We start from the raw sequence: 23,232 nt of genomic DNA on the forward strand, positions 1-23,232 counted from the left end.
ACATTTGCTTGTGCTGAATAGTTAGCGGCAGGAACATTGTCGAGTGACCACTCTGACCTCCGCGACCGCGCAGACACCGACACCCAGCCGAACTCCTCGGGGGCGCATCGACCCTCGACTGCTCGTCGTCGGAGGCGCAGCCGCGATCTCGATCAGTTCGCTCCTCATCAAGCTGGCCGATGTCGGGCCCTCGACGGCCGTCTTCTTCCGTTGCTTCCTGGCCCTGCCGCCGCTGTTGTGGTTGGCATGGCGGGAGTACCGCCGGGTGGGCAAGCCGAGCCGGCGGGCAGTTGTTCTGCAGGTGCTCGGCGGTCTGCTGCTCGGACTGGATTTCGCGTTGTGGTCGCAGTCGATTCTGATGATCGGCGCGGGGATGGCGAGCGTCGTCGTGAACGTGCAGGTGGTCGTGGTGCCCGCACTGTCCTGGTTGGTATTCGGCAATCGGGTGCCGATGCGCTTCGTCTTCGCCCTACCGTTCATGTTCACGGGAATCGCCTTGGCGGGCGGCGTGTTCGGGGGCGGGGGAACCGGCGACGACTTGCTGTGGGGAACGGCGCTCGCGCTCGTCTCCGGAATCGCCTACGGCGGCTACATCTTCGTGGTCGGCCGGACGGGCGAGGCGGATCGGGCAGCGAGCCAGGTGCTGATCTCGACGACGTCCGCGGGCATCGCCGGGTCCGTCATCGGATCACTGTGGGGCCGGATCGATTTCGTCCCGGGCTGGGAAGCGTTCGGCTGGCTCGCGGCACTGGCACTGGTCGGCCAGGTGTTCGGCTGGATGCTGATGGGGCACTCGCTCCCTCGGCTTCCCGCCGAGGTGGGCGCGACGCTCCTGCTCATGCAACCGGTACTCGCCGTACTGCTGGCAGTTGTGCTGCTCGGCGAACGGCCAGGCGTTGGGCAACTACTCGGGTGCGTCGTCGTTGTCGGAGCGGTCTCGGCCGTCTCCGTACGTCGCACCCGAGCAGTCACCCGAGTAGGTAGCGCAGGCTAATGCACCCGCATCTCGCCGGGCATCCACATGCCCGAGCGGGTTGCGGTGCCCGTCTCCACCTCTGCCGGAACCGCATTGGGGAAGTACCGGTCGTAGCGCTCGAGTGATCCCCAGTCCCGCGCCCAGTCGTCCTTCAGGTACGTCGGAACCGTCGTCGCACCGGCAAGAACCTCGGTGAATCCGAGCGGGCCACCGTTGTCCGCGGACTGCCAGGTGTCGGTAGAACTGACCGCAAGAGGACGGTCCGGGAGGATGCGGAAGTTCGGCATCTCGGCCACGCCGTTCTGATGTGTGAACGGACGTTGGCACGGGAACTGAAGGCCGACAGCCCAGTCCAGAAGCACCGGCTGCTCGTTGCCGATGTACGAGTTCAGGGACTCGAGCTTGGGCACGCGCGGCGGCGTGAATGCCATCCACTGATCGCCCGTGAGATTGGGATCGAACGCGACCACCCGAACGGCGTCGGCGTCCGGCGCGAGTTCGTCGATCGGGATGCGGACGTTGCGCCACGACGGCGCGGGTCCGATGTCTCGCGGCATGTACGAACCCTGAACCTGCACGGTTCCGTCGGGCTGAGTCCTGCCGTACTCGACCAGCAGTGACTGGCCGTACGTGATCGCACCGGTGTTGTCGACGGACCACACACGCCCGGCGACGGACATGACCACCAGCGGTGATTCTTCACTGCGAGTGGGCAATCCGTACCAACTCGAGATGAGGGAAGCAGGTTCCTGCACGCCGGGCTGGTAGCTGCCCATGACCGGTGTCTTCGACGGATCGAGGCCGAAGGGGAGCTTGGCCGTGCTGCCGTTGACGCCGACGTTGCCGGTGCCGCCGCTGGTTCCGGCACCGGAACCGGTGGCGAAGGTGGGACCGACACTCTGGCTGTCGGTATTGCCCATGCCCTGCTTGACTTCGATGTAATCCGCAGTCAGATCGCTGGGAACCCCATTGGGGGAGAAGCCCTTCGAATCAACTCCCGACAACGGATCCTCGGCGTTGAATCCGGGAGCGGTCAGAGGCCGCAGATTCCCGGAATTGACGTCGGTCTCGACCAGAACGTCCTCGGCCATGCCGCAGGTCTTGCCCGCGAGTGCCTCGATGTTGCTTCGGCCCAGCGAGTACGCCGGGTACTGCGACACTGCACCCTTGAGTAGCGAGAGCACCTCGAACAGGACCATCAGACCGGCAATCACGGTGAGGGGAGCGGCCGCGAACTTGCGAATTCGTCTGCCCTTGGCCGTGTTCGGCTTCTCGGGCGGGGCGGCAAATCCCTCACGCAGGTACTGCCAGGCGGCAAAGGCCAAGGCGAGAGCAAAGAGTGCGAGGAACAGGGTGTTGGATTCACGGCCGTCGTAGGAGATGGTCTTGTCGAACCACGGCACGCCGTAACTCGAGACGTACCAGTAGCCGTTGATGCCGGCGAACGTCAACGCGAGCATCAGGAGCAGTCCGGCCACGAACACCGATCGGTTACGACGCGAGCGCAGGGCGGACGCGGACACGGCCACGGCGGTCAGCGCGGCGAGAGAACCGGCGATGCCCGCGTACGCACCGAAGTGGTGAGTCCACTTGGTGGGGTTGAACATCATCAGGAACATCGTGCCGAAGACGACGCCGACCAGGCGCCACGACGGACCGGTTGCCGCGCCGGGGACGCGGCCGCGGCGCAACAACACGAAGAGCGTCGTGAAGAGGCACAGGATCATCGTCAAGAACGCGAAGCGTCGGGCAACCGAGCCGTCGACCGTCTGGACGAAGAGGTAGTAGTAGCGCAGGAAGTCCTGGTACCACTCGAGATTGGGGCCGATGATCGTTCGGACGCGCGTGGCTTCCATGACACCGGCAAAGGTCTGGTCGGCGAAGATGACGACCAGCACGATGGTTCCGGCAGCGGCGATCGGAGCGAGAAGCGGCAGGGTGCCGACCAGTCGGTGACGCTTGACGACGATGCGCACCAACGGGCGCACACCGGCGAGAAGGGCTGCGATACACATCAATCCGGTGGGTGCGGCGGCAAGAGTGAAGGCGCCGATCAAGATTGCCGTGGCCGCGGGCAGCAGACGTCCGGTGGCGATGGCGCGCTCGATGGAGCACCAGGTGAGCAGTGCGCCGAGAGCCACGATGGGCTCGGGGCGAAGACCGTTGTTGTACGCCAGCCAGAAGGACAGGAATACCAGACCTCCGGTCCAGAGGGCGACGTTGCTCCGGCGAACCGCCCGGCCGAGACGCGGGACGACCTCGCGGCTGATGACCATCCAGCACAGGATTCCGGCGAGCAGAGCGGGCAGACGCATGAACGGGCTCGCGGTCGAGATCTTCGCCATCACGGCCAGCACTTCGTAATACCAACCGAACGGGGCCTCGGGAACGCCGAACCAACGGAAGTAGTTGGCCATGTATCCCGCGTCCGGTGAGACTCGAGCCATGGTGAGGAGGTAGCCGTCGTCGGCGGTGTTCGCACCGATGAAGTGCCACACGACGAGCGTGCCGACCACCACTCCGTCGATACCGGAGAACTTCCACCAGCGTGCGGGCAGGAAGCGTCGGTGCTTGCGGCCGTCGGTGCCGTCGAGGCGAGCCAGGGCGACCAGCGCGACGATGGTCGAGAGGACGGCCACGATCATCGCGACCAGCTTCAAGACGCTCGGGCTCGACGAGAAACGTGAGTCGATCGTCATCGAGAAGCCGAGGCCCTCGGGGGCAGCGCCGTCGGGCAGGTCGCTGAAGACGCCGACCACCTGCGGGCGGAAGTCACCGTCGAGTTGGCCACGAATCGGGTTGCCGTCGGGATAGGTCAGTCCGACGAACTCTGCCGTGGTTCGGTTGACGTCAGAGCTGAACGCGATGGCGCCACAGCGACTGGACTCGACGTCCTCGCGTGCCGCCGAAGCGACGACGACGTTGCGATCGAGCACGTCGACGCTGGTAGCGGACACGCGGACGAACATCGACGAGAGCGCGGCGCCGTCGCCCTGTGCAGGTGCCGTCGACAGCAAGATGCCGCCGCCCTCGGGCAGCGAGCTGACCGCGGTGCAGGGGATCGACGCGTTGACGTCGATGGGAACCTGCGCCATCAGCGGTGCCTCGACGTCGCCGATCACGCCGTTCTGCGGCCAGTTGACCGAAGCCGTCGTCTGCACGACGGGAAGCAGCGGAGTTGCCAGTGCGAGCACGAAGCCGAGCAAGCCGGCGATGATCGCGACCCATCGCGTGCGATGGAAACGCTCGCGGGCATCCTGACCAGCAGGAGGCGGCGAACTCGAAGTCTGAGGTGAAGCTGTCACGGCGTCGGGCACGGCTACCGATGGTATGTCAGGGCTGAGCGTGGACCTACCGTGCCTGGGTGGTTGGTAGGTCCACGCGTAACAGTTACGACTGGTAACGAATCGGGCCCGGTGTCCAGGTGCCCGATCGGGTCTCGGTGGTGACGTTCATTTGCGCGGGAACCGCGTCCGAATCGAGCGGTGTGTACTGCTCGAGCGATCCCCAGTCACGATCCCAGTCGTTGTCCAGATAGGTCGGCAATGCCCTGGCCGAGAGCAGTTCGGTAGTCCAGCCGAGCGGTCCGCCGCCGTAGTGGTCCTGCCAGGCGTTGGTGGACTCCGCGCCGATGCGGTCGGGCAGGATGCGCCAGTCGGGGATCTCGGCGACGCCGTACAGGTGATCCACCGGACGTTGGCACGGGAAGGCCAGACCGACAGCCCAGTCCATCAGCACGGGATCGGTGGATCCGACGACGTCCTGCAGCGTGCGCATGGTCGGCACTCGTGGCGGTGTGACCGCCAGCCACTGGTCGGCGCTGATGTCGGTGTCACTGGCCACCAGACGCACGGTGTCGGCGTCGGCGGGCAGCTGATCCATCGGAACGCGCAGGTTGCGCCACGACGGCGACGGGCCGATGTCGATCGGATCGACTCGTCCCAGCGCGTCGACGCTTCCGTCGGCCTGCTTCTTGCCGTACTCGACCTGCAGCACTGCGCCGGGGGTGACGATGCCGTCGGAGTTGACGTAGCGGATGCGTCCGGCGGCCGCGACGGTCAGGAGCGGTGCGGCGTCGTTGCGCTCGGGGAGTGAATACCAACCGGTGGTCAGTGACGCGTTCTGAGGTGCTCCGTAACTACCGAGCACCGGGGTTTTTGCGGGGTCGAGCCCGAACGGGAGCGCGACGTTGCTGCCGTTGACGCCGGCCGTCGACTGCGAGCCACCGGCGGTGCCGGATCCGGTTCCCGGCGTGGTGGTGCCGGACTGCGAGGTCGAGGTGTCGAGGCTGTTTGCACTGCCTGCCGTCGAGTCTTCTGCGTCGGCCGTGAGGTCGCCTGCAACCCCGTCCGGCGAGAACCCGGTTGATTCGCTCGCACCGAATGCACCTGCGCCGGCGAGATCGGTGGGCCGATCCGTCAATTGCAGAACGCCGGCGTTCGGATCGGACTCGACGAGTACCTCACCCGCGAGACCGCAGCTTCCGCCGAAGACGGATTCGATGTTGGACTTGCCGATCGAATACGCGGGGTACTGCGCGACCGCGCCCTTGAGCAGGGACAGCACCTCGAACAGCACGACCGCTCCGGCCGCGATGGTCAACGGTGACGGGGCGAGAAGGCGGAGTCGCCTGGTCTTCTTGACGCTGTCCTCTGTGCCGTTTCGCCGGCGCGGCTCCATGACGTGGTACCACGCGGCCAGCAGCAGCGCGAGAATCGTGAGGCCGAGGAAGGCCGTCGAGAATCCCTTGCCGGCGATTGACGGCGGCTTGTCCCACCACGGGACGCCGTAACTCGAGACGTACCACCAGCCGTTGGAGCTCGTGAACGCCACAGCGAGGATGAACAGGATGCCCGCGGCGAACAGCGCGCGGTTTCGTTTGGAACGCATGCTCGACGCACTCACACCGACGGCAGCGAGGACGGCCACCGTGGCGGCCAGACCGGCGTACACACCGAAGTGGTGAGTCCACTTGGTGGGGGTGAACTGCATCAGGAGCAGCGACGCGAACACGATGCCGAGGATTCGGCGCGAGGGCCCGATAGCGGTGCCGGGGATCCGGCCCTTGCGCAGGATCATCATGACGCAGAAGACGAGTCCGACGATCATGACGAACATGCCGAAGCGGCGTGCGAGTGAGCCGTCGGGGGAGATGGTCATCAGTGCGTCCCAACGCAACCGTTCCTCGAACCACGGAACGTTCGGCCCGACGGCCGTTCGCACTCTGGTCGATTCGAGAACTGTCGCGAGGGTTTGATCTGCGAAGACCGCGACGAGCACCACGGTTCCGGCGGCGAGAATCGGCATGATCTGGGACAGGAAGCCGACGCGCTTGCCGCGGGCGATCAGGATCTGCAGGATCGGCCTGGCTCCGGCGATCAGCGCGCCGATGGCGATCAGCCCGGAAGGCCCGGCGGCCAGCGAGAATGCGGCGATCAGCACGGCCATCGCGGCGGGCAACAGACGTCCGGTGGCGATGGCGCGTTCGATGGAGCACCACGTGAGCAGGGCGCCGAGGGCGATGATGGGCTCGGGACGCAGGCCGTTGTTGTACGGCAACCAGAAGGCGAGGAACACGAGCCCGCCGGTCCAGATGGCAACCTTGTTGCGGCGCACCGCAACACCGAGTCGCGGTATCACCTCGCGGCTGATCACCATCCAGCACAGAATGCCGGCGATCAGCGCGGGCAGGCGCATCCACATGCTCGCGGTGCTGACCTTCGCGAACAGCGCCAGCACGTCGTAGTACCAACCGAACGGCGCTTCGGGGACGCCGAACCAGCGGAAGTAGTTGGCCATGTACCCGGAGTGCTCCGAGACTCGGGCCATGCCGAGCAGGTAACCGTCGTCGGAAGTGTTGGCGCCGAAGACATGCCACAGCGCCAGCGTGCCGATAACCAGGGCGTCGATGCCGGTGAACTTCCACCATCGCGCCGGCAGGAACCGCCGTGCACGACGGCCGTCGACGCCGTCGATCCGGTGCAGTGCGTACAGCGAGACGATGGTCGAGAGTGCCGCGACGATCATCGCGAACAGTTTGAGAAGTGTGGGGCTGGACGAGAACCGGGAGTCGACGTCCATGTGGGCGGACAGTCCGGCGGGCGCTGCGCCCTGCAAGTCGGTGAAGATGCCGACAACCTGTGGGCGGTAGTCACCGGTCAGGGTGGTGCCGACGCCGTCGATACCGGTGACCGCCGCGACGGTCTGCTCGGAGTTGGTCGTGATGGTGATCGCCGTGCACCCGCTCAGTTGATCGAGCGGGGTCGAGATCAATACCGAATCGCGGATGAGTGCTTCGAGGCGGTCGGCAGTGGTGCGGACGGTGAGGCCGCGGGCGTTTCGGTCCGGCGCCCCGTTCGGCATGGTCGAGAGCAGTGTGCCGCCGCTGCCGCCCAACTGGCCGAGGGTGGAACACGGGATGGTGATGTCGAGCGATGTGGGCGAGTAGGAGATCAGCGGCGACGAAACGCTGTTGACGGTCCCACCCTGCGGCCAGTCGATGCTCGCGGCTTCCTGCTTGACGGGCAGGAAGGGCGTAGCGAGTGCAAGAAGCAGGCCAAGAAGGCCGGTGACTATCGCGATGAGTCGTGCCGTCCGGACTCTCTGGGAATCCGATTCTCGGGGAGCTTCGGGGCCAGTGGGCACGGGTTTCGGGGGCACTACTACTTCAGACGGCACAAGGAACGATGTTAGGCGAGTGCGGGCCCGCACATCCTGAGAGAACTACTCAGGATGCAACTTCCTGTTCGGATTGTGGTGTTTCAAGTGTTCGGGCGATGGTGTCGAGTGAAATACCCAACACTTCCGCGACCGCGCTGATGGTGAAGAAGGCGGGTGTCGCGATGCGGCCGGTTTCGATCTTGCGCAGCGTTTCGACGGAGATGCCGGCGTCGAGCGCTACCTGAACCATGCTTCGGTCCCCCCGCGCCGATCGCAGGAGTTCACCCAGTCGTAGTCCTCGTTCGAGTTCTTCCGCCGTCAGCGGCACGCGCACCATGTGCTTATAGTAATACCGGTATAGTTATTCGACAAGGAAGGTGTTCGAAATGGTCGAAATCAAGACCGCAGGGGAAATCGACGCGATGGCGGCGGCTGGGAGAATCACGGCGCAGGCTCTGGCTGCGGCGCGTGAGGCGGCCAGCGTCGGGGTGACGTTGCTCGAATTGGACGCCGTTGCCGCGGAGGTTATTTCGGCGGCCGGCGCCTCGGCGCTGTTCTTGAACTACCGGCCGGCAACGGCATCGACGCCGTTCCCAGGCGCCATCTGTGCGAGTGTGAACGATGCTGTGGTGCACGGTATCCCGAATGAGTACCGGCTTCGCGACGGTGACCTGGTCAGCATCGACTGCGGCGCGAGACTCGACGGCTGGTGCGGCGACTCCGCCATCAGCTTCACTGTCGGGCGGGGGAGTAGTGAGGATCAGGCACTGATCGACGCGACCGATGAGGCACTTGCCCGTGGCATTGCCGCTGCCCAGCCCGGAAACCGATTGGGCGACATCGGTGCCGCGATCGGACAGTACGCGCGTGGCCGCGGGTACGGCATGCTGGCCGATCACGGTGGGCACGGCATCGGCCGCGAGATGCACGAAGGCCCGGACGTGCCCAACGAAGGTCGAGCAGGCAAAGGCTTCCGGCTGCGTCCCGGCCTGGTCATCGCCATCGAACCGATGCTCATCGCCGACGGAACCGACGACTACCGGCACGACGCCGACGGGTGGACCCTTCGCACCGTTTCGGGCGCCCGGGCTGCGCACAGTGAGCACACGGTCGCGATCACCGAAGACGGTCCGGTGATCATGACCCGCTGATCAACCCGCTCAGCTCTGGTTGGAGGTCTTGCCGCTCACGAGGTCTCGTACGTCCCACACCCACACGTCGTCGACGCGCTTGGCGTCGAAGCCGACCAGCTCGTCGACCGTGTGGCGCAGGGCGTCGTCGCCGGAGAATGGGGGAAGCACCAGTACGTCGGCGTGCCAGTACCGCAGGTCGGTCAGTGCGTTCGCTCTGGTGCCCACGTCGATCAACGGGACCTTGCCGGTTTGTTTGGCATTGACCAGCAGGGTCGAGGTGGGCCGGGACTCGGCGCCGTAGATTCCGGCGCGGGTCTTCGAATCCGGGCCGACGAAGTACCCGCCGGCGATGGGGAAGCCGAAGTCGGCGTCGACCTGCCAGCTCAGTGCGCGGGCGTCTTCGGCGCTCGCGACGGGAACCGTCACCAGGGTGCCGTCGCTGACGTAGTTCTCCCACGAGCCGCTGGTGATGAATTCGGGCGTCGCAGATCGCTGATCGGCGTCGATGGGGGTCGGGATCAGGGGAATCATCGCGACGGCGAGAGCCACCAGCCAGACACCGGCTGCCGTGCGGCGCGGTCCACGAAGTTCGACAAAAGCGCGGTAGGTGCCGAGGGTGAGCAGCAGCCCGATCGCCGGAATCGCGCCCATCGCGAATCGGGATTCGAGCACCGATTCGAACAACGGCAGGTCGGCGAGGAGTTTCCACGGCAGAGTGATGCCGGTCTTGTCACCGTCGATGGTCAGTTCGGAACCGAGTGAGAGCACACCCATGACCACGATCACGGCGGCAGCCGCGCGGGTCAGGCGGATGCGCCACAGCCACACCGTTGCACCGAGAAGCAGGAGCACCAGCGGCCATCCGAAGTACGCGTTCTCCTCGGTCGGGTTCATTCGGAACTCCGCGCCCTCGGGGTCGCCCGCAACCGATTCGGTCGGGAACGTGGTGAGTGCAGCGGTGTCGTTGCCTGCCTGACCGTGTGAGACGCCGTCGTAGCTCGCTGGGCCGAAGAACTGCGACCACAGCGGCACCGCAGTGATCAGGAGTGTGACCGCGCCGCCGATCACGAGGCCGGGCATCGCGCGCTTGATCGCCTGGCGCGACTTGGCCAGGCCGGGCAGTGCATAGGCGGCGCCGAACACCATGGCTGACATCGTGAAGATGAGGAGCGGTTCTTCGCCGAGGAAGATCTGCCAGGCGACGAGTAGGCCGAGGACGACACCGTCGCGAACCGGACGCTTGCCGTTCGAAATGCGCACTACCTGCAAGAATATGAACGGAAGTACGAAGAACGCGACGAAGTTCGGGTGGCCGTTGGCATGCGAGATCATGGCGGGCGCGAATCCGCAGAACCCCGCTCCGACGGCGGCGGCGACCTTGGAGCGGACGGAGACTCCGGTCAGTACGTGCCGCGAGAATGCCCAGTACCAAGCGATGGCGGTGCCGCCGAGGCCGGCGGTCAGCCCGATCGCATACGTGGCGGTCGGTCCGAAGATCAGCGTGATCGGGGCCAACGGGATGCTGATGCCGAACATCGCGGTATTGGCCATCAGGTTCACGCCGAGTGGGTAATTCTGCAGGTCACTGAACAGTGGGCTGCGGAACTGGGCGAGGGCGTGAGCGGTATCGGCGAAGAACCATTCCCACATGGCCTGGTCGCGGCCCGCGTTGAACAGATAGCCGGACTGCAGATCGCTCCACAGGTTGGACATCACGTAGATCGCCGCGACGGTGAACGTCGCCATGATCGCGAGGTCGACCAGACGACCGCGCTGGACGACCGAGCGCCGCACTGCTGAACGGACTCGCCCTGGACGTGCTTCTTCGAGCAGTTGGACGTCGGGCAAGGTCTCGGTCATGCAGTCGGTGCCTTTCGGTTCTGGCGCCCATCCCTGAAGTGGCGATCTCAGAAGTTCGGGGTGGCCTACTTAGGTCTCGATTCGATAACTTCCACTGTCAGAGTAACGAACAAAACGGTTCGCGTCCGCGAGCGGGCGCAGTCAGCGGGACAAACCGGTCCGCCCGACTTGTCCGGAAAGTAATGTTTTCGTGCACCGTTTGACGGGTTCGTGACCGGGGTATCGCAACAAGGATCTTGCTCGCGTTTGTTCAGGCAGCCCCGACGAATCCCATCCTCGACGAAGAGTTGGAACCTACGTCCGGGGCCTATACCGGATGGGATGGTGCTTGTGCATGTCGAAGACAGCAGTTCGCAGTAGCGCAGTGGGGGCAGTGGCCCTGTTGGCCGTTGTCCTGGGGGGTGGGACGGCGTCGGCAGGCGTCGACAACACCAGTTCGATAACCGACGTCAAAGGAAATCGGATAGAGGTCTATCAGGCTGATACCGCTATCCACGTCTTTCCACCTCTCGACAGCTCACCGCTGAGTGTCGAGTTCTTCCACGACGGGGTTGCCGGCGTGAAGATCGACGGCCCGGATGCAGCAAGTTTCACCGGAACGAAGCTGACGATCGGCTATCAGATCGGTTACCCGATCGCGCTGACCGGCGCGACGGTCGTTCTCAACAGTCCCGGTCTCGACTGGGCGATCGACAGTGGCACCGACATCGGCATCGGACTCATCCCAGACCCGGCACTGGGCGTGGACTTCACGAATCACGTCATTCTCGGCGGGGACATCATTCCTTCGCAGGAACTTGACGTCGATCTGGCGCCCGGCGGAATCACCGACGTCGCGCTGCTCGAGGATCAGACATTCGACGGTCCCGAGGCCGCTGTCCGTCTGTCCGGCATTCACGGTTACGTACAGGGAGCCATCGGTCCGGTGACCATCAGGCCGTACGCGAAGGCTGTCACGTCGAATGGCGATACCGTCGTCACTTACGGTGTACCGCAGAGGCTTTAGCGAAAGCGGATGCTCCCGCCGTCACGCTGCAACAGCGTGATGGTGGGAGTTTTCCGCGTTCCTTGTGGTCGAATCGGCGCCACGAATCGGCGAAGCGTCTGCCCAGTGGGCACTACGGGAAACACTGACGAGTTTCGCGACCAACCGTGCCGCGATCCACACGAGGTACACGGCGGTGATCAGAAGCAGAAGTGCCCAGTCGTGCGCGAAGAATCCGACTATCCCGCCGATCGTGAACGCGAGGGCGACGAAGACGACCCGTCCGCCCACGTCGGTCTCGACCAGATACTCGGGTTCGATCGGATCGTCGGGTTCACTCGATTCATCGACGTCCTCGGATGACTCGGCCCTGGATTTCTCGTGGTGTTCGGTGGGGATCTCGAGTAGCTCGCCCCATTCGAGCACCGCAACAGTGTGCGCGGTGTCGGTCGGGATCGCGCGGTAGTCGCGGGACTCGGACACGTCGATGAGAGCCCTTGCCAGAGTGAGTACTTCGATGCGATTGCGAATCGCGACGCTCAACACTTCATGGAAAGCCTGTTCGCGCCCGAACGGTTTGCCGCGCGCAATGACCAGAACATGCTCTGCGGAATCGAGAACTGCACGATGCGGTACAAGCTCGCGGCTTTGCGCAACGAGTTCGCTCACTGTCATCACCTACCCCGCCGGTGGTTGATGCGGCCGTTTGCTCGACTGCGCTTGGAGGGGCTGAGTACCCCGGCAGTTTCGGAAACAAACTCGCCGGACAGCGTGTCAGATTTGCGCAGCCGGGGCCGAGAGTGCTCCGAGGCAACTTTCGATCAGGTCGGCAACAATCACGTGAGCACGTTCGCGGCTGTCGACGCGGCCTTCCCACGTGGCAAAAGTGACGACGGTGAGCACGGTCAGAGTTCCCGCCCGAAGTTCGGCGATCTCTGCCGGTAACGAGGACGCAGCGACTATCCGCCGCTGAACTTCGCGGAAACTCTCGGCCTGCATGTGGTCACGGATAGTCGACGACATCGCCGGGTCGAAGATCGACTGCACCAGGAACCGCGCGTACAACGTGCCCTCGCGGTAGATGGTCTGTTCCGCCAACGGCAGGACGAGAGCCTCGACGAGGGCACGCATCGTCGGTGGATTCGCGTCGAGATCGATCGTGTCGAGCAACTCACGACGACGCTCACCGGCAGGTCGCATTCTGGACTCGACGACGGCCGCCAGCAAACCTTCACGTGACCCGAAGTGATACTGCGCAGCCGATTTGTTGGCCTGCCCGGCTTCGGTCTGAACATCACGAAGAGTCAGAGCGGCCAGACCTCGCTCGGCAACCAGACGCTCGGCTGCATCGATCATCGCCGCTCGGGCATCGGTTCGGGGCACGGTATGAAGTTAGGGGTGCGTCGGGGTCGCGTCAACGACCCCGACGGTAAGCCTTTTGTGACGTATCTCCTGGTTAGATTGCGTCAGAGCGGGTAACGACCACAAACGGCCCCTGCTCGGTCACGGTGAAACGAGGATCGTCGAACAGTTCCTTGGGGAACGTGACCGTGTAGCGGCGGACGTTCGGGTCGTTGGGGTAGACGTCCTCTGCCAACCGCAGCGTGTACCCGTCGGCGCCCTGGCGGAAGACGAAGGCGTCGGGGCTGCGCCACGGCGCCGAGTCCAGCGCAGCTATCAGTTCGTCAGGCGTCTTCAGCTCCGACCACTGCTCGATCAGCGCAGCGCGCGCACGGAAATCGGCGAGCGGGTTCGCGTAGTGCGACGTCAGTCCTTGAAAGCCGAAGTACGGGTAGAAGCTCAGGAAGCCGATGTCGGCAGTGAGGACCACCGTGTCATGGGGTTCGCGTCCCAACTGCTCGCGAATGATCCGGTCGATGTCGGCGTAATTGGCTTCGGCACCCGGGGGTCGCTTGTCCCCGCGCTCGCCGTTGCCGTCGGTATCGCTGTATGCCACAGCGATATCCGGCGCCAGCACCTGCGGGATGTTCTGCGCGAAGGCGATGGCTCCGATGACACCGAGTGCAACCAGTACCGCTTTGACGCGAGGATTTTCGCTGGTGGCCAGCACGATCCAACCGGCGAACTCGAAGAAACCGAACACACCGGCGGCTGCAAGGAGTCCGATCAGGACCGGCTCCAGTCGGAAACCGAGGAGCGTACTGCCGGCGACGGTGAACGTCATGGACAGCAATGCCCACAGGTACACGGCAATGACACCGATACCGAGTGCTCGGGCGCGGCGGGAGAACAGGAACCGCGAAATCAGCCAGATCGTGCCGAGTAGGCACAGTCCACCGACGAGGGTGAAGCTCAGCATCGGGAAGGGCAGTACCGCACCGGAATCGGGGAGGTAGTGCATTGCGGTGCCGGACTCTGCGGTGGCACCGGAGAGTGCCTTCAGCAGGTAGGGCGTCCAGACGGTCAGAGCCACCAGGCCGGAGATCACCGCGATCACGGCGAGCCTGACGAGGGGGCCCAGTGCGGCTTTCCACGTGTTCTGGGCGCGTGCGGCAAGTACTGCGGCCACCACTGCCATCAGAGTCACTGCGAACGCGGCGAATCCGAGATAGAGCGTGTAGACCGTTGCGGCGAAACCGAGGAACAGGCCCGTCCCGAGTATTGCGCCGGCTCCGGCAAATCGAGATGCCCCCGGCCGGTCCAATGCACCCCACGCGAGGATCAGCACCGGCGGGATCAGGAGGTTGATGACGGCGCCGTACGCCTCGGGGGAGTTGTACGCCAACACGACGGCAGTGACGGCCAATGCCGCGACGACGGCCCAATCGCGTCGAATCAGCTTGGTCCACAACACGAGTGCAACGACGGCGACGACAGCCAACGAGCCGATCGCATAAGGCTTGAAGGCTTCCCAGCCGTCCATTCCCAGCAGGTTCGCGACGCGTCCACCGATCCAGAACCAGCCGGCCGGGTAGAACGGCGGCAGATCCACGTACGTCATGTCCTGCAGCGCAGCAGAATCCGTCAGCCGGGTCAGGTACTCGGTCCGGAACTGCTGATCGACCGAGACGCCGTGCAGATACAGACTCGTCGCGGCCAGGGGAAGTCCGAGCGTCGTGGTGACGAAGCCGGAGAGCCCGGCCCACGAGAGGAGTTTTGCGACCCGCTCGGCCTTGCGGGCGCGGAACATCAGAACCGCAACACCGACCACTGCGATGCAGAGCACCTGCAGCACCGTCGTGACTGCCTGCGTGACATTGGAAGAGGTGAACGCCGGCCACTGCACTCGGCCGAAAGCAAAGAGCCCGACAGCGGCTACAACAGCGGCGACCAGCGCTCCGAGGGCCATTTCCACCACCGTCGCCGCGGCATTACGCCACGGCGACGGGGTCGAAAGGTCTGTACTCGGAGCAGTTGTTGTTTCTGGCACGGGAGGAGCTTAAACCGGCAACTTCCGGAAGATCGGGCGCGGCACGTGGCGAAGACCCATCATGACGAAGCGCCACGGGCCGGGAGTCCAGACGATTTCCTTGCCCTTGTCCGAGGCGGCAACAGCGAGCTTCGCGACGATGTCCTTGTTGACCGTCAGCGGAGCTTCCTTGACGTGGGCACTGAACTGCGTGCGCACCATGCCGGGGCGAACGACGGTGACCTGCGGTCCGAATTCCGCGAGAGCCTCGCCGAGTCCGAGGTAGAAACCGTCGAGGCCCGCCTTGGTGGATCCGTAGACGAAGTTGGCACGCTTGACGCGCTCGCCGGCAACCGACGACATCGCGATGATCTTGCCGAAGCCCTGAGCCTTCATCTTCTCGCCGAGAAGAACACCGACCGAGACGGAAGCGGTGTAGTTGACGTTTGCCACCAGAACGGCCTTGCGCTGGTTCTGCCACAGCTCTTCGGAGTCACCGTCCAGTGCGAAGGCGACGATGGCGACGTCGACGTCACCGTTCGAGAACGCCTGGTCGATCACCTTCGGGTGCGATTCGAAATCAACGGCGTCGAAGTCGATGAGCTCCACCGAGGTGGCACCCTTCGCTTCGAGCTGCTTGACCGCAGCTTCGCGTCCCGGATCGCCAGGGAGTGCCGCCAGAACGACGCGGAGCGGCGCCTTCTTCAGGTACTCCTCACAGATGGCGAGGCCGATCTCGGAGGTTCCACCGAGAAGCAAAACGGTTTGCGGGTTACCTACAGCGTTGATCACAGTTCCAGCCTTCTGGACATATCGGAGGCGAAAACGCCTGTGGGGTCGTACTTGCGGCGCGTCGCGATCCACTCGTCGATGCGCGGGTACATGGCGTGGAAGGTTTCCGCGGACGTCCGCGAGTCCTTGGCCGTGTACAGGCGTCCGCCGAATTCGAGGACACGCTTGTCGAGTTCGGTGACGAACTCGTTCAGGCCCGGCTTGATGCGGAAGTCGACGCAGATGTTCCAGCCCGGGATCGGGAAGCTCAGCGGCGCCTGATTGCCTTCGCCGAAGAGCTTGAACACGTTGAGGAACGAGTAGTGCCCGCTGCGCTGGATGTCGACGATGATCTTCTTGAACTCGTCGACGGCCTCCGGCGGAACCACGAACTGGTACTGCAGGAATCCGTTGGATCCGTACGCGCGGTTCCACTCACCGAACATGTCGAGCGGGTGGTAGAACTGCGTCAGATTCTGGACCTTGCCGCGATACTTGCCGGACTTGCGGAACCAGACCTCACCGATCGCGGTGAAGTTGAACTTGTTGGCCAGCCCGTTCGGGAAGACGTCGGGGAACGTCAGCAACTGCGGTGCGTCGAAGGCGAGCGGGTTCTTCTGCAGCTTGGCCGGAAGCTGGTCGAGCTTCGCCAATGACCCGCGCGAGACTGCCGCCCGGCCGAGCTTCGGGGGCGCGGAAATCGCGTCGAACCACGCGCTCGAATACTCGTAGTTGGCCTCACTGCCGTCGCTGTGCAGCGCGATGGTCTCGTCGAGGCTGTTGGTGACGTCGCCGTCGGCGATGAAGTACGCCGTCTCCGTCGGTGTCATCTTGATGGTTGCCCGCAAGATGATGCCCGTCAGGCCCATGCCGCCGATCGTGGCCCAGAACAGTGCGGCCTTCGGGTCGTTGCGCCCGCCCTTGGGGGTGAGCGTGCGAACCTTGCCGTCGGCCGTCAGCAGATCCAACGACACGACGTGGTTGCCGAAGCTGCCCGCGCTGTGGTGGTTCTTGCCGTGGATATCCGAGCCGATGGCGCCGCCGATCGTGACCTGACGAGTACCCGGCAGGACCGGAACCCACAGGCCGAACGGCAGAGCAGCCTTCATCAGCTGATCCAGATTCACGCCGGCGTCGACGTCCACCAGAGCGGTGTCGCGATCGATGCGGTGAATGCGGCTGAGTGCATTCATGTCGATGACCAGGCCGCCGGCGTTCTGCGCTGGGTCACCGTACGAGCGGCCGAGGCCGCGCGCGATGACGCCGCGTCGCAGATGCGAGGGCTTGGAATCGTTCTGTTCCGCAACCTGGGCGACCGCGTTCGCGATCACTTCCACGTCGGGGGTGGACAGCACCTGTGCAGTGGTGGCGGCGGTGCGTCCCCAACCGGTGAGGGTGCGGGCTTGGGTGTGGAGAGCCGGCTGCGGCGTCTCTTCTGCTGTCGTGGACATCAAGGTAGAGGTTACCTGGGAGTAGTGCCGACGGCTCCGACTCGAGTGGTTACTCTCGTCGTCGTGCCCGAAACACCTGCAAGTCACCAGCACGAACCCCACGTCCCGCTGCCCGTCGAGATTCCTGTCACGACGGACATCGCCGACGACGCGTTGGACCTGAAAACGCAGATCGTCCGGTTCGTCGCGACGGGTGGGCTGTCGGCTGTCGTGGACTACGGGCTGTATGTGCTGCTCCTCGCGTTGGGGTTGCCGCGCGTCGCCGCAAAATCGCTGAGCTTCGTTGCGGGCACCACGACGGCGTACCTCATCAATCGTCGGTGGACGTTCAAGGCCGAGCCTTCTCGCGCCCGCTTCATCGCTGTAGTCGCGCTGTACGCGGTCACTTTTGCGGTTCAGGTCGGACTCAACGAACTGATGGTCCATGTCTTCGACGAGCATTGGTGGCGGACACCGCTGGCCTTCGTCATCGCCCAGGGCACCGCGACGGTCATCAACTTCATCGTTCAGCGGGCAGTGATCTTCAAGATCAAGTAACGGTTCGGGGTGGATTAGCGCATTCGTCCGGTTTCTCGAGAGAGAATCGAGCCCATGATCATCGTTCTCGATTCTTCGGCCCTGACCAGGGGCGCACGGTTCGACACTGCCATCGCCGACGCTCGCGCACTCGGACACCGCGTCGTCGTGCCGCGATTGGTTGTCCTCGAGGTTGCGAGTCGCTACCGCGAGGAATCGGCGGAGATGATCGCGGCCCTGAGCGTCCAGGCGCGCATGTACGACCGACTGGGGTTGCGGCGCGACCTTACGAGGTTCGTCGACGCTGCTCACGACAAGGCCGACGGCTACGTCGACGACGTGATCGAAGACCTCGTGGCGATCGGCGTCGAAGTGGTCGATCCAGTCGACGTGTCGCATGTCGAGGTGGCCGAGAGGGCGATCTCGCTGCGTCGGCCCTATACCGACAAGAAGAAGCGAGATGGATATCCGGCGACGCTGAACTGGCTGACCGTGCTCGATCTCGCCGACCGCAACCCGGGCGTCGACGTGATCTGGGTCAGTTCGGACGCACGGGCATACGGCGACGGCGAGGACGGGGTCTGGCATGGCGATCTCGCGCGTGAGCTGGCGTCGCGCGGTCTGGAGTATCGGGTCCGCTGGGCGTCGGACATCCCGGTGATCGACGGACCGGTGCAGGTGGAGCAGGTGGCGGAGGTCGAGGAAGCCGCTGAGGTCGCGCCCGAGGCCCCGGTTGCTCAGGGCTTCGTGGAGCCGGAAGCGGTGGTTCCAGCCGAGGTTCCCGAACCCGCGGCACCTGCAGCAGCCCCCGCCCCCAAGCCTGTTCAGCGCGCAGCGCGGACGAGAGTTGCGCCGCAGCGCATCGAACCCGCCCCGAAAGCTCAGTCCGGTGGACTGCGCGGTCTGGGCAAGGTCATCGGCGGGCGGAAACGAAAGGTCACGATCGTCGACGATCTCGACGAAGTCGACCTCTTCGGTGCCTGATCGCTTCTAATCTGGACAGATGTCTCTGTTGCCGACAGTCAGTCGAAGGACCGGAACTCGATACGGCAGGCCGAGTATCGAATCGCAGGTCCTCTACAACGCGTGTCGATGGATGCTTCGGCCCGTGGTCGGGATCGCGCCGCTGACGCCTGGCGCCATGCGCCGCGCCGCAGTGCTGGACTCGGCCGCGGGTGTACGCATTCCGTCCGGGATCGATCGGGAAGCGATTCGCTTTCCAGGTTTCGACGGTGAACTCGTGCGCACGGCAGGCTCGACGGCTGATCTGCGCGACGGGGTTGTTCTCTACCTGCACGGCGGCGGGTTCATGTGCTGCGGGCTCAACACGCATCGGCCGGTCGTTGCAAGCATCGCCAAGCGAACCGGCCTTCCGGTCCTGCACATCGCATATCGACAGTTGCCGAGCACGAGCATCAGCGGGTCGGTCGACGACTGTCTCGATGCATACCGGTGGCTCCTCGAACAGGGAGCCTTGCCGGAAAAGGTTGTCTTCGTTGGCGATTCGGCCGGAGGCTTTCTGGTCTTCGCGACGGCACTTGCAGCTGTTTCCGCGGGGCTCGAGGTTCCGGCCGGTCTTGTCGGGCTCTCACCTCTCCTCGATCTCGATTGCACCACCAAATCGGTCCACGCCAACGCTCGACGCGACGTGATCGCCCCGGTGTCGGCATTGATGGCGATCGGAAAGCTTGGCGGACAGACGAACTCACCCGTCGACGGCGATCTGGCCGCTCTGCCGCCGTCGTTGCTGATCGCCGCCGAATCCGAGGTGCTCAGAGTCGATTCGGAGGTGATGGCGCAACGGCTCGCCGCCGCGGGGGTGCCGTGCTCGCTGCAGATCTGGAACGGCCAGGTTCACGCGTTTCCCGCCGTCTGGCCTGGCCTGCCGGAGAGCCGGGCAGCGCTACGTGACGTTGCCAGGTTCATTCGCACCAGGCTGGATGCGGTCCCGCCCCAGGCGTCACGTGCGCAGTGACGCGACAACTGCCCGTGCGAGGGCGTCGGCAGATCCAGGGGCGAATGGCAGAAAGAGTTCTGGCTCGATCAATTCCACTTCCATGAGCAGTGGTTGACCCACCGGGCCCACGACGTCCACACGCGCATAAAGCAATTCGCCGGGGCCGCATGGGGTCGCGGCCAGTGCTGCGTCGGCCACCGCGAGTTCGGGGGCGGACGGTTGGTGGAGGTGGTTGGTTCCGCCGTGAAATTCCTGCACGCGGAAGTCGTGGGCGGCCGGGATCTTCCGGACAGCGTGCGAGTAGCGTCCGCCGATGTGGATGATCGAGCGCTCACCGTCGACGACGTCCGAGACGAATGGCTGGACCAACGCGTCGTTGCCACTCTCGAGGATCGAGCTGAGGTGAGCGTGGGCCTGCGCGGACCCGGCGGCAAACTTTCCCACTCCGACAGCGCCGGCGGACACCGCAGGCTTGACGATGACGTCGGCACCCTCGAACGAAGGGAGGGTGAGTGTTTCGCGCTTTCCGGCAGCGATCACAGCGGTGGGGACGATGGGGACGCCGGCCGCGGCAAGTTCGGTCAGGTATCCCTTGTGTGCGTTCCACTTCACGATCGAGAGTGGATTGGCGATCGGAGCGGTCAGCTGATCGAGAACGGCAAGAAATTCGTCGAGGCGCTGGGTGTAGTCCCAGGTCGACCGGATCAGAACCAGGTCGGCGTCGATATCGAGGAGGGACGGGCGCGACCACGGCGCCATCGTCGACGCGATGCCGTAGGAGGTGAGAGCTTCCATGACGAGTTTGCTTTCGACATCCGCCTCGCGGGCGGCGCCGTCACAGGTGAGCAGGAGAACCGTGGTCATGCCACGATGCTTTCACGGCTGGCGCCCTGTACGACTAGCGAGGTGGCCCCTCGTCGAGGACCAGCGAACCGGTCCCGGGTTGCCCGGTTGCGTCCACCCACGTCACCGCGACGGTGTCGCCGGGGCGGCGCGAGCTCATCGCCGCGTTGAGATCAGCGGACGACGCGATCCGGCTGCCACCGAACTCGGTGATGACCGCACCTTTGGTCAGCCCCACCCGCTCGGCCGGCGAATCGAAGCTCACGGCAACAACTTCGGCGCCGGCCGGCATGTCCGCGTGATCCTTCACCGCGACACCGAGTACGGGTGTCGGTCCCACACGCACGGTCTCGGAGGAGCGGCCACCGAGTACCTGCTCGACGATCGGTAGTGCGGTGTCGATCGGTATCGCGTAGGACTGAGGCGCCGGTGAGGTTTCGGTGCGGTCGGTGACGGCGTTGCCCGCGCTGCTGACGCCGATCAGCTCGCCAATGGCGTTGACCAGGGGGCCACCGGAATCGCCAGGCCGGATGTCCGCGTCCACCTCGATGAGGCCCTTCAACTGGTTTCGCGATCCGTCGGACACGTTGCGGGTGTTGACGGTGACACCGAGGTTGGTGATGACGCCGGGAGCAGGGACGGGTACTCCGCCGCCTTCCGCATTTCCGATTGCGGTGACGGAGTCCCCGCGAGCGGCTTCTGCTGATTTGCCGACCACAGCCACCGGCAGATCGTCAGCGCCCGCGAGTCGAAGGACGGCAAGGTCGCTGACGCTGTCGTACCCGAGGATCTCGGCGTCGTAGATCAGTCCGTTGGACATGCTGACGGCAGTGACGTCCGAAGCTCCGCTGATGACGTGGTGATTCGTGAGCACCACTCCGTCAGGGGAGAGCACGATCCCGGTCCCAGCAGTGGTGGTGAATCCGGCCGGCGCCGTGATGGTGACGATGGTGGGGACCACTCGGGCCGAGAGCTCCTCCGGGGTGAGCGGAACAACCGGCGATGGTGGGGTAGTCGTGATGACGGTGACCGGTGCGGACTCGATCGTTCCCGGAGTCAGGGGCGGTGCGACCAGCGCGAGACCACCGAGGCCGGCTGCGAGAACGACGGCCGTCCACAGGCCGCGTCTGCTCGCACGTTTGGTCATCCAGCCGTCCGTCCCGCCGGTGTCATGCCATCGAGTCGTGAAAGGTGAAGATTACCGATTCGGCGAATCTTCGGCCACAAAACCGGGCAACATGCCGTCCGCGCGGAGCGTCGCCAGGGACGGCGCGGCAGCGTCCTTTGCGGAGAGCTCGTAGGTCAGAGGGTTGCCCTTACGGTCTGTTCTCGGCCATTCGATCGCGAGTTCCGGATCGAAGGGATCGAGGTCGCGGTCCAGGTGGGGGGAGTATTCGATGCTGCACAGGTACATCACTGTCGATCCGTCTTCGAGTGAAAGGATCGCGTGGCCGAGGCCTTCCGCCAGGAACACCGCTCGTCGATCGACGTCGTCGATCACCACTGCATCCCACTCGCCGAAGGTCGGTGATCCGACGCGCAGGTCTACGACAACGTCGAGGAAGGCACCTTTCACGCAGGTGATGTACTTCGCCTGTCCGGGCGGATTGTCGGTGAAGTGGATCCCGCGGAGGCTACCGGCTTCGGAGACCGAGCAGTTGGCCTGCGCGAGGTCGAGAGTGCGGCCCGTCGCGGCGGTGAAGGCGGAGCTTTTGAACCATTCGAGAAAGACACCGCGGTTGTCGCCGAACTGCTTCGGTGTAATTTCCCAAGCTCCGGCGATCTTCAGTGGACGGATTTCCACGTCACCATTCCTTGCCGTGCTCGAGCAGCTCGAGTAGGTAGTTGCCGTACCCGGATTTGCCCAATGCTTCTGCCTGAGTGCGTAATTGGTTGGAGCTGATGAATCCTTGACGCCACGCAACCTCTTCAGGGGAACCGATCTTGAGGCCTTGGCGGTGTTCGATGGTCCGCACGTAGTTCGCTGCCTCGAGCAGGGAATCGGGTGTGCCGGTGTCGAGCCACGCGGTTCCGCGGGGGAGGACATCGACAGAAAGTTTGCCAGCTTCGAGATAGTGCTGATTGATGTCGCTGATTTCGTATTCGCCACGCGCAGAGGGCTTCAGAGTGCGTGCGATGTCCACGACGTCGCTGTCGTAGAAATAGAGGCCGGGGACTGCGTAATTGGATTTCGGTGACGTCGGCTTTTCCTCGATGGACACGGCGCGACCCGAGTCGTCGAATTCGACGACGCCGTAGGCGGTCGGATTCGAGACCCAGTAAGCGAATACGGCTCCGCCGTCGATGTCGGAGAAACGCCTGAGTTGGGTTCCGAGGCCGGGGCCGTAGAAGATGTTGTCGCCGAGGACGAGCGCCACGGAGTCGGATCCGATGTGCTCTGCGCCGAGGGTGAATGCCGTTGCGAGGCCGTTCGGTTCGTGTTGCACTGCATAGGTGAGGTTGACGCCGAATTGTGAGCCGTCGCCGAGAACCCGGCGGAATTGTTCGGCGTCGTGTGGGGTCGTGATGATCAAGATGTCGCGAATGTCGGCGAGCATGAGAGTGGAGAGCGGGTAGTAGATCATCGGCTTGTCGTAGACAGGCAAGAGTTGCTTGCTCACTCCGAGGGTGATCGGGTGCAACCGCGACCCGGTGCCACCGGCCAGAATGATTCCGCGCATGCGTGCAGTGTCCTGCACTCCTGCCTGCC

At 64.5% G+C, this 23,232-nt stretch carries 19 protein-coding genes; 6 read left to right on the top strand and 13 right to left on the bottom strand.

The genetic code is table 11. The features are described 5' to 3' along the window. Nucleotides 1-43 precede the first annotated feature (43 nt). Nucleotides 44-994, top strand: a complete 951-nt coding sequence (locus ABH939_RS26850; RefSeq protein WP_054827102.1) for a DMT family transporter — start codon at nt 44-46, stop codon at nt 992-994. Here the strand turns inward: ABH939_RS26850 and ABH939_RS26855 are convergent. From ABH939_RS26855 to ABH939_RS26865, 3 genes are all read right to left on the bottom strand, one after another. Beyond that, a complete protein-coding gene (locus tag ABH939_RS26855; protein WP_058038047.1) occupies nt 991-4,293 on the bottom strand; it encodes an arabinosyltransferase domain-containing protein in 3,303 nt (1,100 codons plus the stop codon). The two genes, ABH939_RS26850 and ABH939_RS26855, sit on opposite strands and share 4 nt — an antisense overlap. Before the next feature lie 73 nt (nt 4,294-4,366). Then, nucleotides 4,367-7,654 (bottom strand): arabinosyltransferase domain-containing protein, encoded by a 3,288-nt coding sequence (locus tag ABH939_RS26860; RefSeq protein WP_372509971.1) that lies wholly within the window; start codon nt 7,652-7,654, stop codon nt 4,367-4,369. A gap of 49 nt (nt 7,655-7,703) precedes the next feature. Further along, nucleotides 7,704-7,973 (bottom strand): helix-turn-helix domain-containing protein, encoded by a 270-nt coding sequence (locus ABH939_RS26865; RefSeq protein ID WP_003943854.1) that lies wholly within the window; start codon nt 7,971-7,973, stop codon nt 7,704-7,706. Between the two features lie 49 nt (nt 7,974-8,022). Here ABH939_RS26865 and map point away from each other — a divergent pair, with 49 nt between their 5' ends. After that, nucleotides 8,023-8,787, top strand: a complete 765-nt coding sequence (gene map, locus ABH939_RS26870) for a type I methionyl aminopeptidase (protein WP_030535815.1) — start codon at nt 8,023-8,025, stop codon at nt 8,785-8,787. A 9-nt stretch (nt 8,788-8,796) separates the two neighbouring features. Here the strand turns inward: map and ABH939_RS26875 are convergent, their stop codons facing one another. Beyond that, nucleotides 8,797-10,629: a glycosyl transferase gene (locus ABH939_RS26875; RefSeq protein ID WP_404650400.1), complete on the bottom strand. Its 1,833-nt coding sequence runs from the start codon at nt 10,627-10,629 to the stop codon at nt 8,797-8,799. A 334-nt stretch (nt 10,630-10,963) separates the two neighbouring features. Between ABH939_RS26875 and ABH939_RS26880 the strand changes: the two genes are divergently transcribed. After that, nucleotides 10,964-11,635, top strand: coding sequence for an MspA family porin (locus tag ABH939_RS26880; RefSeq protein ID WP_404650401.1), 672 nt, complete (start codon nt 10,964-10,966; stop codon nt 11,633-11,635). 21 nt (nt 11,636-11,656) lie between these two features. On the opposite strand, the gene ABH939_RS26885 is transcribed toward ABH939_RS26880, so the two are convergent. The 5 genes from ABH939_RS26885 to ABH939_RS26905 all read right to left on the bottom strand — a co-directional run bounded on the left by ABH939_RS26885 (nt 11,657) and on the right by ABH939_RS26905 (nt 17,206). Continuing rightward, nucleotides 11,657-12,289, bottom strand: a complete 633-nt coding sequence (locus ABH939_RS26885; protein ID WP_202022615.1) for a hypothetical protein — start codon at nt 12,287-12,289, stop codon at nt 11,657-11,659. Between the two features lie 99 nt (nt 12,290-12,388). Continuing rightward, entirely contained in the window at nt 12,389-12,997 is a 609-nt protein-coding gene (locus ABH939_RS26890; RefSeq protein WP_003943927.1) for a TetR/AcrR family transcriptional regulator, read from the bottom strand. Nucleotides 12,998-13,070: 73 nt separating this feature from the next. After that, on the bottom strand, nt 13,071-14,924 hold the full coding sequence (locus ABH939_RS26895) for a galactan 5-O-arabinofuranosyltransferase (protein ID WP_075835100.1): 1,854 nt from the start codon (nt 14,922-14,924) through the stop codon (nt 13,071-13,073). A 90-nt stretch (nt 14,925-15,014) separates the two neighbouring features. Further along, nucleotides 15,015-15,776, bottom strand: a complete 762-nt coding sequence (locus ABH939_RS26900; protein ID WP_007731800.1) for a decaprenylphospho-beta-D-erythro-pentofuranosid-2-ulose 2-reductase — start codon at nt 15,774-15,776, stop codon at nt 15,015-15,017. Continuing rightward, nucleotides 15,773-17,206: an FAD-binding oxidoreductase gene (locus ABH939_RS26905; RefSeq protein ID WP_003943934.1), complete on the bottom strand. Its 1,434-nt coding sequence runs from the start codon at nt 17,204-17,206 to the stop codon at nt 15,773-15,775. Before ABH939_RS26905 ends, ABH939_RS26900 begins: the two co-directional genes overlap by 4 nt. A gap of 63 nt (nt 17,207-17,269) precedes the next feature. On the opposite strand from ABH939_RS26905, the gene ABH939_RS26910 reads away from it, so the two are divergent. Genes ABH939_RS26910 through ABH939_RS26920 form a run of 3 tightly spaced genes read left to right on the top strand, consistent with a single transcriptional unit; the run spans nt 17,270 to nt 19,697 of the window. Then, on the top strand, nt 17,270-17,743 hold the full coding sequence (locus tag ABH939_RS26910) for a GtrA family protein (RefSeq protein WP_074447111.1): 474 nt from the start codon (nt 17,270-17,272) through the stop codon (nt 17,741-17,743). Between the two features lie 54 nt (nt 17,744-17,797). Next, nucleotides 17,798-18,706, top strand: a complete 909-nt coding sequence (locus tag ABH939_RS26915) for a PIN domain-containing protein (RefSeq protein ID WP_007731798.1) — start codon at nt 17,798-17,800, stop codon at nt 18,704-18,706. 19 nt (nt 18,707-18,725) lie between these two features. Beyond that, nucleotides 18,726-19,697 carry an alpha/beta hydrolase gene (locus tag ABH939_RS26920; protein ID WP_050655618.1) on the top strand — a complete coding sequence of 324 codons (972 nt, stop codon included), beginning with the start codon at nt 18,726-18,728 and terminating at the stop codon, nt 19,695-19,697. Here the strand turns inward: ABH939_RS26920 and ABH939_RS26925 are convergent. The 4 genes from ABH939_RS26925 to rfbA are packed head-to-tail and all read right to left on the bottom strand — an operon-like array spanning nt 19,683 to nt 23,203. Next, complete coding sequence (locus tag ABH939_RS26925; protein WP_209448252.1) at nt 19,683-20,543, bottom strand: RimK family alpha-L-glutamate ligase; 861 nt, start codon at nt 20,541-20,543, stop codon at nt 19,683-19,685. The genes ABH939_RS26920 and ABH939_RS26925 overlap by 15 nt on opposite strands. Before the next feature lie 34 nt (nt 20,544-20,577). After that, a complete protein-coding gene (locus ABH939_RS26930) occupies nt 20,578-21,669 on the bottom strand; it encodes a S1C family serine protease (protein WP_209448253.1) in 1,092 nt (363 codons plus the stop codon). Between the two features lie 51 nt (nt 21,670-21,720). Beyond that, nucleotides 21,721-22,326, bottom strand: coding sequence for a dTDP-4-dehydrorhamnose 3,5-epimerase family protein (locus ABH939_RS26935; RefSeq protein WP_042447635.1), 606 nt, complete (start codon nt 22,324-22,326; stop codon nt 21,721-21,723). A 1-nt stretch (nt 22,327) separates the two neighbouring features. After that, nucleotides 22,328-23,203: a glucose-1-phosphate thymidylyltransferase RfbA gene (gene rfbA / locus ABH939_RS26940; protein WP_042447804.1), complete on the bottom strand. Its 876-nt coding sequence runs from the start codon at nt 23,201-23,203 to the stop codon at nt 22,328-22,330. Nucleotides 23,204-23,232 lie beyond the last annotated feature (29 nt).

The organism is Rhodococcus sp. 27YEA6 (assembly GCF_044908235.1).
Classification (GTDB): Bacteria; Actinomycetota; Actinomycetes; order Mycobacteriales; family Mycobacteriaceae; genus Rhodococcus_F; species Rhodococcus_F qingshengii.